Source organism: Streptomyces sp. NPDC006385 (genome assembly GCF_040612485.1).
GTDB lineage: Bacteria > Actinomycetota > Actinomycetes > Streptomycetales > Streptomycetaceae > Streptomyces.
Genome location: NZ_JBEXQG010000031.1, coordinates 66,448 through 79,912 on the forward strand (window position 1 = coordinate 66,448; position 13,465 = coordinate 79,912).

General features: G+C 73.9%; 15 protein-coding genes. 8 read left to right on the plus strand and 7 right to left on the minus strand.

Features of this window, described 5'->3' with window-relative positions; translation table 11 throughout:
- The first annotated feature begins 348 nt into the window (after positions 1 to 348).
- Positions 349 to 1,632, plus strand: coding sequence for a D-alanyl-D-alanine carboxypeptidase/D-alanyl-D-alanine-endopeptidase (dacB, locus tag ABZ078_RS23485; RefSeq protein WP_356578109.1), 1,284 nt, complete (start codon positions 349 to 351; stop codon positions 1,630 to 1,632).
- A 170-nt stretch (positions 1,633 to 1,802) separates the two neighbouring features.
- On the opposite strand, the gene ABZ078_RS23490 is transcribed toward dacB, so the two are convergent.
- Both ABZ078_RS23490 and ABZ078_RS23495 read right to left on the minus strand, forming a co-directional pair.
- Positions 1,803 to 2,252 carry an SRPBCC family protein gene (locus tag ABZ078_RS23490; RefSeq protein WP_356578064.1) on the minus strand — a complete coding sequence of 150 codons (450 nt, stop codon included), beginning with the start codon at positions 2,250 to 2,252 and terminating at the stop codon, positions 1,803 to 1,805.
- 30 nt (positions 2,253 to 2,282) lie between these two features.
- Positions 2,283 to 3,638 (minus strand): hypothetical protein, encoded by a 1,356-nt coding sequence (locus ABZ078_RS23495; RefSeq protein ID WP_356578110.1) that lies wholly within the window; start codon positions 3,636 to 3,638, stop codon positions 2,283 to 2,285.
- 116 nt (positions 3,639 to 3,754) lie between these two features.
- Between ABZ078_RS23495 and ABZ078_RS23500 the strand changes: the two genes are divergently transcribed.
- Positions 3,755 to 4,996, plus strand: a complete 1,242-nt coding sequence (locus ABZ078_RS23500) for a molybdopterin-dependent oxidoreductase (RefSeq protein WP_356578066.1) — start codon at positions 3,755 to 3,757, stop codon at positions 4,994 to 4,996.
- 313 nt (positions 4,997 to 5,309) lie between these two features.
- On the opposite strand, the gene ABZ078_RS23505 is transcribed toward ABZ078_RS23500, so the two are convergent.
- The 3 genes from ABZ078_RS23505 to ABZ078_RS23515 are packed head-to-tail and all read right to left on the minus strand — an operon-like array spanning position 5,310 to position 7,428.
- Positions 5,310 to 6,059, minus strand: coding sequence for a class I SAM-dependent methyltransferase (locus ABZ078_RS23505; RefSeq protein WP_356578068.1), 750 nt, complete (start codon positions 6,057 to 6,059; stop codon positions 5,310 to 5,312).
- Complete coding sequence (locus ABZ078_RS23510; RefSeq protein WP_356578070.1) at positions 6,056 to 6,727, minus strand: TIGR04282 family arsenosugar biosynthesis glycosyltransferase; 672 nt, start codon at positions 6,725 to 6,727, stop codon at positions 6,056 to 6,058. Before ABZ078_RS23510 ends, ABZ078_RS23505 begins: the two co-directional genes overlap by 4 nt.
- Complete coding sequence (locus ABZ078_RS23515; protein ID WP_356578072.1) at positions 6,724 to 7,428, minus strand: glycosyltransferase family 2 protein; 705 nt, start codon at positions 7,426 to 7,428, stop codon at positions 6,724 to 6,726. The genes ABZ078_RS23510 and ABZ078_RS23515 overlap by 4 nt, the downstream gene beginning before the upstream one ends.
- Before the next feature lie 114 nt (positions 7,429 to 7,542).
- Here ABZ078_RS23515 and ABZ078_RS23520 point away from each other — a divergent pair, with 114 nt between their 5' ends.
- On the plus strand, positions 7,543 to 8,298 hold the full coding sequence (locus ABZ078_RS23520; RefSeq protein WP_356578074.1) for a response regulator transcription factor: 756 nt from the start codon (positions 7,543 to 7,545) through the stop codon (positions 8,296 to 8,298).
- A 2-nt stretch (positions 8,299 to 8,300) separates the two neighbouring features.
- Entirely contained in the window at positions 8,301 to 9,413 is a 1,113-nt protein-coding gene (locus tag ABZ078_RS23525; protein ID WP_356578076.1) for a HAMP domain-containing sensor histidine kinase, read from the plus strand.
- Positions 9,414 to 9,433: 20 nt separating this feature from the next.
- Here the strand turns inward: ABZ078_RS23525 and ABZ078_RS23530 are convergent, their stop codons facing one another.
- Positions 9,434 to 10,435: an NAD-dependent epimerase/dehydratase family protein gene (locus ABZ078_RS23530; RefSeq protein WP_356578078.1), complete on the minus strand. Its 1,002-nt coding sequence runs from the start codon at positions 10,433 to 10,435 to the stop codon at positions 9,434 to 9,436.
- A gap of 196 nt (positions 10,436 to 10,631) precedes the next feature.
- Between ABZ078_RS23530 and ABZ078_RS23535 the strand changes: the two genes are divergently transcribed.
- The gene (locus tag ABZ078_RS23535; protein WP_356578080.1) at positions 10,632 to 11,201 is read left to right on the plus strand and encodes a DM13 domain-containing protein; all 570 of its coding nucleotides are present in this window, start codon (positions 10,632 to 10,634) and stop codon (positions 11,199 to 11,201) included.
- 76 nt (positions 11,202 to 11,277) lie between these two features.
- Here ABZ078_RS23535 and ABZ078_RS23540 read toward each other — a convergent pair whose 3' ends face one another.
- Positions 11,278 to 11,961, minus strand: a complete 684-nt coding sequence (locus ABZ078_RS23540) for a class I SAM-dependent methyltransferase (protein ID WP_356578081.1) — start codon at positions 11,959 to 11,961, stop codon at positions 11,278 to 11,280.
- 109 nt (positions 11,962 to 12,070) lie between these two features.
- Between ABZ078_RS23540 and ABZ078_RS23545 the strand changes: the two genes are divergently transcribed.
- The 3 genes from ABZ078_RS23545 (at position 12,071) to ABZ078_RS23555 (ending at position 13,463) form a co-directional block, all read left to right on the plus strand.
- On the plus strand, positions 12,071 to 12,406 hold the full coding sequence (locus tag ABZ078_RS23545) for a metalloregulator ArsR/SmtB family transcription factor (RefSeq protein WP_356578083.1): 336 nt from the start codon (positions 12,071 to 12,073) through the stop codon (positions 12,404 to 12,406).
- The gene (locus ABZ078_RS23550) at positions 12,406 to 13,152 is read left to right on the plus strand and encodes a cation transporter (RefSeq protein WP_356578085.1); all 747 of its coding nucleotides are present in this window, start codon (positions 12,406 to 12,408) and stop codon (positions 13,150 to 13,152) included. Before ABZ078_RS23545 ends, ABZ078_RS23550 begins: the two co-directional genes overlap by 1 nt.
- A gap of 185 nt (positions 13,153 to 13,337) precedes the next feature.
- Positions 13,338 to 13,463: a hypothetical protein gene (locus ABZ078_RS23555; protein ID WP_356578087.1), complete on the plus strand. Its 126-nt coding sequence runs from the start codon at positions 13,338 to 13,340 to the stop codon at positions 13,461 to 13,463.
- The last annotated feature ends 2 nt before the right edge of the window (positions 13,464 to 13,465 follow it).

Here is a 13,465-nt window from a genome sequence, read left to right on the forward strand (position 1 = left end):
CGTCCGAGAGAAACCCCCTGGCCGCGCACGGCGGCCACTCATGGCCAGGATAGGCCGGACGCTTCGACACGGCGTCCTTCGCCCTGTCGGGCATCCGAGCGCCACAGCGCCCCGGAAGTTGATTCGCACCCCCTTTCATCAGGGCGTTCAATCCCGTTTCCGCCCGCGTGGCGCTCGTCACCGCCCTTTTTCACAAAATACTCATCCGTAACAACAGTCACTCTTGTACTTTCCCCTTCAAGTACTTTTGTCCCGTCCGTACCAACGGACCCAGCACACGAGGCCCCCCACGTGCCCAGTTCCTCCCTGTCCGCCGCAGCAGGCGGACGTCACCGCAAGCCCAAGTCGATGAGTCCGGCGGTCCGCCGCGCACTCGTGATCGCCACCACCGGCCCCGTCGCGGGGTCGATCCTGGCCGCCGCCCCGTCGGCCTTCGCCGCGGACAAGGTCGTCTCCAAGAGCACGGTCACCGCGCTCGATCCGGCCGAGCAGAAGATCGCGGACAACCTCACCACCCGTGCCCAGGACCCGCGTCTGGGCCCGTCCCTCAGCGGTGTCGTGATCGACGCCAAGTCCGACAGGGTGGTCTGGGGCCATGACGCGAGCACCGCGCTGATGCCGGCGTCCAACACCAAGCTCGCCACCGCCACCGCCGCCCTGACCGTGCTCGGCCCCGACCACCGGTTCACCACCAAGGTCGTCTACGGCGACGGCACGCTCACCCTCATAGGCGGCGGCGACCGCACGCTGACCACCGACGACCTCGACGCGCTGGCCAAGGACGCGGTCGCGGGCCTGAAGCGCGCCGGTCTGACCTCGGTGAAGGTCCGCGTCGACGACAGCCTCTTCCCCGAGCCCGCACTCGCCACCGGCTGGAACGCCGGCTACTACCCGAACGAGATCGCCCCGGTGCGGCCCCTGGTGGTGGACGGACACGCCGTCGCGGACACCGCCGTGGACGCGGGGCAGGTCTTCGCCAAGCTCCTCACCGACCGGGGTGTCGCCGTCACCGGCGATGTCACCCGAGGCGCGGCCGGGGCCGGGAACGTCCCCGTGGCCCAGCACAGCTCGGACAAGCTGTCCAAGATCGTGAAGCACATGCTCAAGGTGAGCGACAACAACATCGCCGAGACGCTGCTCCGGATGACCGCGCTCGGCGCCGGCCGCTCGGCGACGTTCGAGGACGGGACGGCCGTCGTACGGTCCGTGCTCAGCCAGCGGTACGGGGTGTCGCTGGACAACTTCGAGATGTACGACGGCAGCGGACTGTCCCGCTCCACCCGGATCCCGGCCCAGACGCTGGCCGAGATCCTCGACCTGACCGTCGACCCCCGCCACCGCCAGACCCTGAAGTACATCGCGGACGGCCTGCCCGTCGCGGGCGAGGCGGGCGCCACCCTGGGCCCCGAGTGGGGCCGGTTCGACACCCCGGACTCCCAGTGCGCCGTCGGCAAGGTCAAGGGCAAGACCGGCACCCTCACCGGCGCCATCGCCCTCAGCGGCATGACGAAGGCGCAGGACGGGCGCTGGAAGGTCTTCTCCTTCGTCGAGAACGGTTCCACCGCCGCCGGGAACGACATCAAGGACGCCCTCGACGGCCTCGCCGCGACCGTCAACGGCTGCTGGGCGTGACCCCGGGCTGAGCGGGGCGGCCTTCGGGGCGGCGCTGCGGTCGGCCGTTCGGCCGAGGCGGGGGAGGGGGCGACGGGAGAGCAGGGCCACGGCGCCCGGCCCGGCCTCCCCCCCCAACGCCAGGGCCGGGCGGCCCTGTTCGCCTCGCTTCGTCTCATCGCCGTGCCACGTCACCCCTGTGTCACGAGTCGCGCTTCGAGGTCGCGCAGGTCCTTGGCGAGGTTGGTGCGGACCTGCCGGGCCAGCAGAGGTGCCGCCAGCCGGTAGAACCCCCCCTCGCCGCCCCGCACCCGGATGCGGGCGTGCGTGCCGCGCGGGTGGGGGTCGAAGGTGTAGGTGACGTGCATGGGCATCGGGCCGGCCACGGACACCATGTCCAGCAGGTGGGGTGGGTCGTACGCGGCGACCCGCAGCACGTAGTCGATGCGCCGACCCAGGAAGTACGCCGTACGCGTGACCTCCGCTCCCGTTCCGAAGCCGCCCCCGGACGCCTCCGCGGTGAGTGCGGCCGTGCGGATGCCCTGGGTCCAGTCGGCGTCGTGGCGCCAGTCCATGGCGTACGCGGCCACGCGTTCGGGCGGCAGGGGCAGGACACGCTCGGCCGTCACGTCGATCGTCATGGCATCGAGCATCCGCCTCCTGCCGAGCGGTCACCACCCGGTGAGCAGCAGATGGTTCAGGAGCAGCGCGAGCAGGGCCTGGGCGGTGAGCCAGGCGCGGGGGCGGGGCAGGAGCGCGCAGGCAGGGAGGAGCCACAGGGCGAACGGGAGCCAGATGCGTTCCGTCTCCGCCTTGCTCATGCCGGACAGGTCCGCGACCAGCAGGGCGAGCAGGGCGGCGGCCACGAGGAACGCGAGCCGGACGTCGCCGCGCGGCCGGGCGGGACGCCGTATCAGCACCGCCCCCGTCCGCCGCAGTCCCGCCGCTGTCGCCAGGCCCGTGATGAGCACCGTGCAGGCCGGGTTGGCCCAGACCCAGTAGCCGTAGGGACGGATGCCGCCCGCGCCCTGGTGGTAGCGCGTGACCAGCAGGTGGTATGCCTCCCACCAGTTGAACCCGGCGAGCGTGAACGCCGCGGGGACGACCGCCAGTCCGGCGAGCAGCGGCACCAGCAGGGCGGGGCGCTCCCGGATGCCGTGCCGGCCGAGCACCAGGACCGCCGCCCCGATCAGGGCGACGAGCGTGAGGCCGTACGACAGATAGCAGGTCAGGCCGAACAGCAGCCCGGAGGCTGCCGCGCACCACAGGGACCGGGTGGTGACCGCCAGCGCCAGTGACGCCACCGCCCACGCCGCCACCGCCGCGAAGTACGCGTCGGCCGAGGTGCCCATCCACACGGCCGCCGGGGCCAGGACGAGGAAGGGGGCCGCCCGGCGCGCGAGCGCCTCGTCGGCCAGGGCGCGGATCGTGACCAGCACGGCCACACAGGCCGTCGCCCCGACGACGACGCACCACACCCCGGCCCAGCCCCCGCCCCGCAGCCCGATCCGGTCGAGCAGGACGAAGGTGAGCGTGGCGGCCGGTGGGTGGCCGGCGATGTGGGCGGGCCAGTGGTCGGGGGAGTCGAGCAGGATGTGCTGCGTGAAGCCCTGCAGCGCGGCCGGGATGTCGTGGAAGCGGTCGATGACCTGGAGGTACTCGTAGCGGGTGGTGAGCCTGCGTGCGACGCCACGGTGCCAGCCGTCGATCAGGGCGAGGGAGAAGATCCACGCCGTCGCCGTGCCCCAGACCGCCGGCAGCAGGGCTCGCCAGGGGAGACGGGCCGCCACGGCGGGGCCGTACGCCACGGTGGCGATCGCGACCAGGACGGCCGCCGGAGTGCCGGGGCCCAGGTGCGGGCCCCAGGACGCCAGCAGCGGCGGCCAGTCGACGAACAGCGTGCGGCTGGTCCCCTCGATGTGGCGGCCGATCAGGACGGCCGCCGTCACGAGCAGTACGGCGGCCGCGGCGGCGTACAGGTCACGACGGCGGCCTCGGGACGGTGCTGTGGAGGGCGGGGTGCGGATCACACCGGAACGCTAGGCCGCGCCGCCCGTCACGGACCGCCGTCCGGGTCCGACGTCAGCGTTTCGTCATGGGTTGAGCACGCCTTCACGGGGGGCTCCCGGCCTACCGTCGGCTCATGCGAGACGATCCACGCGCTCCGCGGCTCCCCACGTCCCCGGGCTTCTGGCGCAGCCCCCTGCGCGGCCCCTGGTTCACCTCGGTGCTGGGCCTGGTGCTGCTGTTCGGCATCACCGTGCTGTTCGTGACGGGACTCCTCTCGTACGCCGCCTACAACCCGGACCTGTCGCCGGTGAACGACAAGACCCCGGACAAGGGGATCCTCGGCTTCTACCTCTTCGCCTGGCCGACGAACCCGCACTGGCTGTACCGGCTCAACCAGGGCGTCCACGTCACCCTCGGCATCGCCCTGATCCCCGTCCTGCTCGCCAAGCTGTGGTCCGTCGTGCCGAGGCTGTTCGCACTGCCGCCGGCCCGCTCGCTCGCGCACGCCCTGGAGCGGATCTCGCTGCTGCTCCTGGTGGGCGGCGCGCTGTTCGAGTTCGTGACCGGTGTGCTCAACGTCCAGCTCGACTACGTCTTCCCCGGCTCCTTCTACCCGCTGCACTTCTACGGAGCATGGGTGTTCTTCGCCGCGTTCGTCGCCCACGCGATGCTGAAGATGCCCACGGCGCTGCGCAATCTGCGGCAGCTGCGGGAGGAGAAGAACGACCTGGTGCCGGTGCGTCCCGCCGAGCCGACCGTCTCCCGGCGGGGTGCCCTGTGGTTCGTCGGGGGTGGCTCGCTGCTGCTGTTCGCGACGACGGTGGGGCAGAACTTCGACGGTGCCCTGCGCCGGACCGCCCTCCTCGCCCCGCACGGCGGCGCGGAACCCGGCGGCGGCCCGAACGGCTTCCAGATCAACAAGACCGCCGCGTACGCCGGGATCGAGGCGGCGCGGACGGGCGAGGACGCCTGGCGGCTCGTGGTGACGGGACGTACGGGCACCGTCCGTCTCAGCCGCGCCCAGCTCGCCGAACTCCCCCTGCACAGCGCGGCGTTGCCCATCGCCTGCGTGGAGGGCTGGTCGACGTCGGACCAGTGGTGGCGCGGGGTGCGGCTGCGCGACCTCGCGGCGCTCGTCGGCCACGACGACGACCCGCCGGACGTGTTCGTCGAGTCCCTCCAGCGGCGCGGCGCCTTCCGGAGCGCCGCCCTGCGCGCCAACCAGGTGGCCGACCCGCGTTCCCTGCTCGCCCTGTACGTCAACGGCGAGGACCTGTCCCCCGACCACGGCTACCCGGCGCGGATCATCGTGCCCGCCGCACCCGGTGTGCTGAACACCAAGTGGGTGGCCCGGATGACGTTCGGAGACCTCTGATGCGTCCGCGGATCCCTGTCGGCAGCCCCCTCCAACTGCTGCTGCTCGCCGCCTCGTTCGCCCTCGCCGCCTACGCGGGCGTACGCCTCCTCGCCGACGACTGGTTCGGCGTGGCCCTGTGGTTCGTGGCGGCGGCACTGCTGCACGACCTCGTGCTGCTGCCGTTGTACGCGGTCGCGGACCGGGCGGTCGTACGGGGGCTCGGTGCGCTCCGGCGCCGGGAGTGGGTGCCGTACGTGCGCGTACCGGCGGCCCTGTCCGGGCTGCTCCTGCTCGTGTGGTTCCCGCTGATCAGCGGCATGGTGGAGCGGCGCTACCGGTCCGCCACCGGGCTGCCGGCGGACGTGTTCCTCGCCCGCTGGCTGCTGATCAGCGCCGTCCTCTTCGGCGGCTCGGCGCTGCTGCTGGCGCTGCGGCTGCGCAGGGCGGCGAAGCGGCGCCCGTCGGCCGCCCACTGATCGGTCTGCTCCCAGCCCCGTGCGTGGCGCAGCAGGGCCCGGGTGCCGAGCCGTGCCCAGGGGAAGGGGTCACCGGCGGTGGCGCGGGCGTCGGTGATGTGGACGCGGACGCGTTCGTCGACGTCCTCCGGGGCGGTCTCGGCGATCAGCAGACCGCCGGGGCGCAGGATCCGCGCCACCCGGTCCAGCAGGGCGCGCGGGTCGCCGCCGATGCCGACGTTGCCGTCCATGAGCAGGACGGTTCCCCAGCGGCCCTCGCCGGGCAGCGGCTCGAAGACCGACCGCCGCAGCGCCTGGCCCCCGAGCCGTACGGTGTGGTCGACGGCGGCCTCGCTGACGTCGATGCCCAGGCCGACCCGGCCCCGGCCGGCGAGTTCCGCCACCAGCCGCCCGGGCCCGCACCCCACGTCCAGCACGGTCCCCTCGCACCGGTCCAGCACGTCCCGGTCGACCGCGTCGGCCCTGGCGCACCAGCGTTCCACCTCCAGCGGCAGCAGCCAGCCGTCGGTACGACGCAGGAACAGCGGCCCGTGACCGGCGCGCAGGGCGGCGGCGTAGGGGTCGGCGGTCGCCCAGGCGAGGGCGGTGGCGGGTGGGGTGCTCATCGGGGACCGGCCGGGCGCGGGGCCGGTTCCGCGGGCGGCCGGGAATCCCGGGGTGGGTCCGGCTCCGCCGTACACCTCGCCAGCCGCGCCGCGAACCGGCCGTGCGGGGCCAGGGCGGCGACGGCCTCGGCGTCGGCGGCGGTGTCGACGTCGCGCAGGCGGGGCAGATCGCGCACCCGCAGACCGGCGGCCACGAGCCGGTCCCGCTGGACCGCTCCCGTCACGGAGGCCGACATGGGCACACCCCGCAGCAGGGCGGGCTCGGGGCGGGCCAGGCCGAGGGCCCAGAACCCGCCGTCCTCCGCCGGGCCGAACCAGGCGTCGCAGTCGGCGAAGTCCACGGTGAGCAGCTCCGGCGTCACCTGCGGGGTGTCCATGCCGATGAGCAGTGCCGGACCCGCGCAGTGCGCGAAGGCGTCCGCCAGCCGCTCGTCCAGACCGCCCGCGCACTGCGGTACGACCTCGAAGCCGGGCGGCAGCCAGGGGCCGGGCCGCCCGGCGAGGACGAGGATGCGTCGGCCGGCCGGGGCCGCCGCGACGGCGGCCAGGGTGTCCGAGAGCGACGCCTCGGCCAGCTCCGCCGCCTGACGGGGCGTGAACGGCGGGGTGAGCCGGGTCTTGACCCGGCCGGGGCGCGGTTCCTTGGCGATGACGAGGAGCGTGGTCAACGCGCGGTCCTCCCTTCGTGTGCGGGCGTCTCGGTCAGCACGCGGCTCATGTCCCTTACGGCCTGCCAGGTCCCGCGCCAGGTGCCCGTCACCTTCGAGGCCCCGGTGCGCGGCAGGTACGGCACGTCGTGCTCGGCGATCCGCCACCCGGCGTCGGCCGCGCGGACGACCATCTGGAGCGGATAGCCGCTGCGCCGGTCGGTGAGGCCGAGGGCGAGCAGCGCCTCACGCCGGGCGGCGCGCAAGGGACCGAGGTCGTGCAGGGGCAGCCCGGTGCGGCGGCGCAGCATCCGCGCGAGCGCGAGGTTGCCGGCGCGGGCGTGCGCGGGCCAGGCGCCCCGGCCCCGCGGGCGCCGCCGGCCGAGGACCAGGTCGGCCCCGCCGCCTCGCACCTCGCGGACGAAGGGGACGAGGAGCGACGGGTCGAGGGAGGCGTCGCAGTCGCAGAAGCACACCACGTCGGCGGTGGCCGCGCTCAGCCCGGCGTGGCAGGCGGCGCCGAAGCCCCGGCGCGGCTCGTGCACGACGGTCGCGCCGAGCGCGCGGGCGACCTCGGCCGAGCCGTCGGTGGAACCGTTGTCGACGACGAGTGCGCGCCAGCCCGGCGGGATCCGTTCGAGCACCCAGGGAAGGGCCTCGGCCTCGTTCAGGCAGGGCAGCACCACGTCGACGTCCGAAGGTGTCGTCGTCACGGGTTTCACCCTACGAACGCGAATCAGGCATATCGGACCAGTGCTCCTTACGAAACACGGACGTCGAAGGCCCGAAGGGCATCCGGCCCCGCGCCGGCGGCGGCGCGGTGCCAGGCTGGGGGCATGCAGCAGCAGCCGTACGAGCCCCCGCGGTCCGAAGCCGAAGCCGAAGCCGCCGGCTCCCCCCGGATCCTGGTCGTCGACGACGATCCGACCGTCGCCGAGGTCGTCGCCGGGTATCTGGACCGCGCCGGTTACGCCGTCGACCGCGCCGACGACGGTCCCACGGCCCTCACCCGTGCCGCCGCGCACCGGCCGGACCTGGTCGTGCTCGACCTGATGCTGCCCGGCATGGACGGCCTGGAGGTGTGCCGGCGGATCCGCGGCCAGGGCCCCGTGCCGGTCATCATGCTCACCGCCCGCGGTGACGAGGACGACCGCATCCTGGGCCTGGAGGTCGGCGCCGACGACTACGTCACCAAGCCCTTCAGCCCCCGCGAACTCGTCCTGCGCGTCGAGTCGGTGCTGCGCCGCAGCGGGCCGGCCGCCCCCGGACCGCACCGGCTGGCGGCGGCCGGCCTGACCGTCGACCCGGCCGCCCGCCGCGCCACCAAGAACGGCACCGAACTCGCCCTGACGCTGCGCGAGTTCGACCTGCTCTCCTTCTTCCTGCGGCACCCCGGGCGGGCCTTCGGCCGCGAGGACCTGATGCGCGAGGTGTGGGGCTGGGACTTCGGCGACCTGTCGACCGTCACGGTCCACGTCCGCCGCCTGCGCGGCAAGGTCGAGGACGACCCGGCCCGGCCCCGCCTGATCCAGACCGTGTGGGGCGTGGGCTACCGCTTCGACCCCGCCGGGGCTGCGGACGAGGAGGACTGACCGTGCGTGACACCCTCCTGATCGCCCTGTACGCCTTCGCCGGGGCCGCCGCCAGCGGTCTGGCCGGAGCGGGCGTCCTGCGCCTGATCCGGCGCCGCTCGCTCACCGCCTCGCTCGCCGTGGTCGCGGCGGTCGGGGTCGTCGCGATGCTCGCGGGCACGCTCGCCGTCGCCTGGGCGATGTTCCTGTCGCCGCACGACCTGACCGTCGTCACGACCGTCGTCGCCATGGCGGCCGTCGTCTCCCTGGCGACCGCCCTGCTGCTGGGCCGCTGGGTCGTCGCCCGCAGCCATGAACTCGCCCTGGCCGCACGGTCCTTCGGCGACGGCGGGGCCTTCGCCGCCCCCGACGGCCCGACGACCGCCGAACTGGAGTACCTGAGCCGCGAGTTGGCGGCCACCAGTGCCCGACTCGCCGAATCCCGGGAGCGCGAACGCGCCCTGGAGACCTCCCGGCGCGAACTCGTCGCCTGGATCTCGCACGACCTGCGCACCCCGCTGGCCGGCCTGCGCGCCATGTCGGAGGCCCTGGAGGACGGCGTCGCCGCCGACCCCAGCCGCTACCTGAGACAGATGCGCACCGAGGTCGAACGCCTCAACGACATGGTCGGCGACCTCTTCGAACTCTCCCGCATCCACGCCGGCGCCCTGTCCCTGACACCCACCCGGATCTCTCTGTACGACCTGGTCGGCGACGCGCTCGCGGGAGCCGACCCGCTGGCCCGGGAGCACGGGGTGCGGCTGGTGGGAGGGCGTATCGAGCCGGTGCCGGTGGAGGTGGACGGCAAGGAGATGAGCCGGGTGCTGGGCAACCTGCTGGTCAACGCCATCCGCCGGACCCCGGCCGACGGCACGGTCGCGATCGCCGCGGAGCGTTCCGCCGACGGTGTGGTGCTGTCGGTGACGGACGGCTGCGGCGGCATCCCCGAGGAGGACCTGCCGCGCGTCTTCGACACCGGCTGGCGCGGCACCCACGCCCGCACGCCCCCGGCGGGCGCGGGCCTCGGCCTCGCCATCGTCCGGGGCATCGTGGAGGCGCACCAGGGCCGGGCCGACGTACGCAACATCCCCGGCGGCTGCCGCTTCGAGGTGGTGCTGCCCGCCGCCGCTTCCTGAGGCGGGCAGCACCACCGGCCCTAGGTTTCGCGCATTCCGGCGCGCGCGAACTCCGCCATGCCCTCCTCGAATCCGACCTGCGGCTTCCACCCGAGGGTGTGCCGCAGCCGCGAGGAGTCCGCGGTGATGTGCCGTACGTCCCCGAGCCGGAACCCGCCGGTGACGACCGGCTCGGGCCCGCCGTACGCGGTGGCCAGCGCCCGCGCCATCTCGCCGACGGTGTGCGGGTCACCGCTGCCGGTGTTGTACGCCGTGAGCGCGCCCGGGGCGGACCGCGCCTCCAGCGCCACCACGTTGGCGGCGGCCACGTCCCTCACGTGCACGAAGTCCCGCCTCTGCCGCCCGTCCTCGAACACCCGCGGCGCCTCGCCCCGGGCGAGCGCCGAGCGGAAGAAGGAGGCGACACCGGCGTACGGGGTGTCGCGCGGCATCCCGGGGCCGTACACGTTGTGGTAGCGCAGCGACACCGCCGAGCCGCCCGTGCAGCGGGCCCAGGCGGCGGCCAGGTGCTCCTGGGCGAGCTTGGTCGTCGCGTACACGTTCCGCGGATCGGCCGGGGCGTCCTCGCCGACCAGGCCGGGGGAGAGGTCCTCCCCGCACACCGGGCAGCCGGGCTCGAACCGGCCCGCCTCCAGGTCGGCGACGGCCCGCGGCCCGGGCCTGACGACCCCGTGCCGCGCACACCCGTACCGGCCCTCCCCGTAGACGACCATCGACCCGGCGAGCACGAGCTTTCGTACGCCCGCCTCCGCCATGCCGGCGAGCAGCACGGCCGTGCCCAGGTCGTTGTGCGAGACGTACTCCGCCGCGTCCGCGACCCCGGCACCGAGCCCGACCATCGCGGCCTGGTGGCACACGGCGTCCACACCGGCCAGAGCGCGCCCGACGGCCGCCGGGTCCCGCACGTCGGCACGGGGATCCACCCGCACGTCGAACACGATCGCCTCGTGCCCCCGCTCCCGCAGGGCGGCGACCACTTGGGACCCGATGAACCCGGCACCGCCGGTGACCAGTACACGCATACCGCCACGCTAGGGCCGCCCCGGCGGCGCACCACGGGATCGCGCCCGTACGTCATGACTCCGTAAGGCATGAGAGGGGGGCGGCGCCGGACCGGGCCGACGTAAGGGTTTCGTCATCCGCCGGGCCGCCTCGGACGGCCGCCCGGCCCGTTGAATGGGGGTGAGACGAGTGACTCCCAGGAGGTGGGTGGGCGGTATGAGTCGACAACGACGCGCGCGGACCAGGCCGTGGACGGCCGTCGTACTGGTCGTGGCGCTCGCGGGAGCCGGCTTCGGCCTGTACTGGTTCCAGCCGTGGAAGCTGTGGCAGGACGAGACGGTGCGGGAGGCGCTGCCCGGCGCCGTCGACGCCCCGAAGGCGCCGGCCGGGGCACCGCCGACCGGCGCGTCCCCCGCACCGGCCCCGGCGGGGCCGCGGACGCTGGCGAGCGGCGAGCTGATCAGCCACGAGCACGCGACGTCCGGCACGGTGAAGCTCCTGCGGCTGGCCGACGGCAGCCATGTGCTGCGCCTGGAAGGGCTCGACACCAGCAACGGCCCCGACCTGCGCGTGTGGCTGACCGACGCGCCGGTGAAGGAGGGACGCGCCGGCTGGCACCTGTTCGACGACGGGAACCACGTCAGCCTCGGCGCGCTCAAGGGCAACAAAGGCAGCCAGAACTACGCCGTGCCGAAACAGGTCGACGTGAGCCGGTACAGCAGCGTCAGCATCTGGTGCGACCGCTTCGACGTCTCCTTCGGCGCCGCGGAACTGGCCCGTACCTGATCCGGAGCGGGGGACGCGGACGCCCCGTCGCCGACGTGGGCTCTGCCACCGGAACCGGCCACGCCGGCGGAGCGCCTCACTCGTTCTCCCGCGACGCGCCTCGCAGCCTCTGGGTGACGCGCCAGAGGCGACGCGGCAGGTCGCCCTCCTCGAACGAGTGGACTTCGTCGAGCGTCCAGCCCTCGGCGAGGGCGTCGACGAGGTGACGTGGGAAGAAGTGCACGGCGAACCCGCCGTGTTCGAAGATGTCGTCGCCATGGGCGATGCCGGAGCCGTAGTGGGCGTCGCCGGTGTGACGGACGGTGTAGACGAAGGTCCCGCCGGGCCGCAGCACCCTGGCGATCTCGTCCGTCAGGGCGTGGATCTCCTGGGTGGACAGGGCCATGCACAACAGCATGTGGGCGAACACCGCGTCCACCGAGGAGTCCGGCAGGGGCAGCGGATCCCGGACGTCGTGGACCGTGGTCGTCACGCGGTCGTCCACTCCCAGCCGGCGGGCGGTGGCGCGGAGCTGCTCCAGGCCGGTCGCGGAGAAGTCGGTGGCCCGGACCGTGAACCCCTCACGGGCGAAGTGCAGGGCGTCGCGCCCATGCCCGGCGCCGAGTTCGAGGACGTCGCGGACCCCGGCCGCACGGAAGACGGCGGTCGCGTGGACGGCCGGTGCCGACGGCTGCTCGCCGTACATCGCCGGGTGGGCGGTGTAGGTGCTTTGCCAGTGCGCCCGTTGCGTCCCGCCCAGATCCTGCCCGTCGTCGGTCATGGTCCCGTCCTCTCCCGTCCCCTCGGTTCGAGCGTATGGCTGAGCGCTGATCGCCCGCCACCAGGGTTCACTGTTTCCTGAATTCAGGATCTGATGTACTCTCGCTCCCGTGCTGACTGTTGCCGCCGACATCGACGTGCTGGTCCGTTTCGGCCGGGCGCTCGCCGATCCCATCCGCTGCCGCATCCTGCTGGCCCTGCGCGAGGCGCCGGCCTACCCGGCCGATCTCGCCGACATGCTCGGGGTCTCCCGTACCCGGCTGTCGAACCACCTGGCCTGTCTGCGCGACTGCGGCCTTGTGGTCACGGTCCCGGACGGCAGGCGGACCCGCTATGAGCTCGCCGACGAACGTCTCGGCCACGCGCTGGAGGACCTCCTGTCCGCCGTGGTCGCGGTCGCGGAGGACAGGACCTGCGCGGACGCCGCCACGGAGGGCTGCTGCTGATGGTCTCCCCATCCCTCGGGCCGACCCCGGCCCGCCGCGAGGTGCTGGCCCGGCGGATACGGCTCCTGGTCGCCGGGACGATCGCCTACAACGTCATCGAGGCCGTCGTGGCCCTCACCGCCGGCAGCGTGGCGTCGTCGACCGCGCTGATCGGGTTCGGACTGGACTCCGTCATCGAGGTCTCGTCCGCCGCCGCGGTCGCCTGGCAGTTCTCCGCCTCCGACCACGCCGCCCGCGAGGCCCGCGAGAAGACGACCCTGCGCATCATCGCCGTCTCCTTCTTCGTCCTCGCCGCCTACGTGACGATGGACGCCGTCCGCGCCCTGACCGGCGCCGGCGAGGCCGACCGCTCGATCACCGGCATCGTGCTGGCCGCCCTGTCGCTGGCGGTCATGCCGTTCCTGTCCGCCGCGCAGCGCCGTGCCGGTCGCGAACTCGGCTCCGCCTCGGCGGTCGCCGACTCCAAGCAGACCCTGCTGTGCACCTACCTGTCCGCCGTCCTCCTGGTCGGCCTCGTCCTCAACGCCACCCTCGGCTGGTCCTGGGCGGACCCGATCGCCGCCCTCGTCATCGCCGCCGTCGCCGTCAAGGAGGGCCGGGACTCCTGGCGGGGCAAGGGCTGCTGCGCCGTGCCGGCGGCCCCCGCCGGCGCCGCCCCGGCGCCGGCCCCCGGTCCGACGGAGAGGACGGAGACGACGGAGACGACGAAGGCAGGGTGCGACTGCCGCGCCGGAGCCTGCTGCTGAACGCCCGTAACCAACGCACCGCACCGCGCACGAGCCACTCTCGCTTCCGCCGAGCCCCCGATGTCACCCCGCGCACGGTACGCCCGTACGGACCAGCCCGAGGCGCCGCCGCCGGTGCTGTGGGGCGCCGGGTTCGAGGGGCCGCGGGGGCGGGACGGCCGGATCGCCGTGGGCTGGAACTCGCCGTGGTGCGGGCGGACTTGGAAGGGGCGTTCTTCCACGAAGTCTCCGGCGTGGCGCCGCCGCCGCTTGTGATGCCGTCCGCCGGACAGCCGACGTACGCCGCGATCCAGCGGGTCGTCGTCCGTTAGGA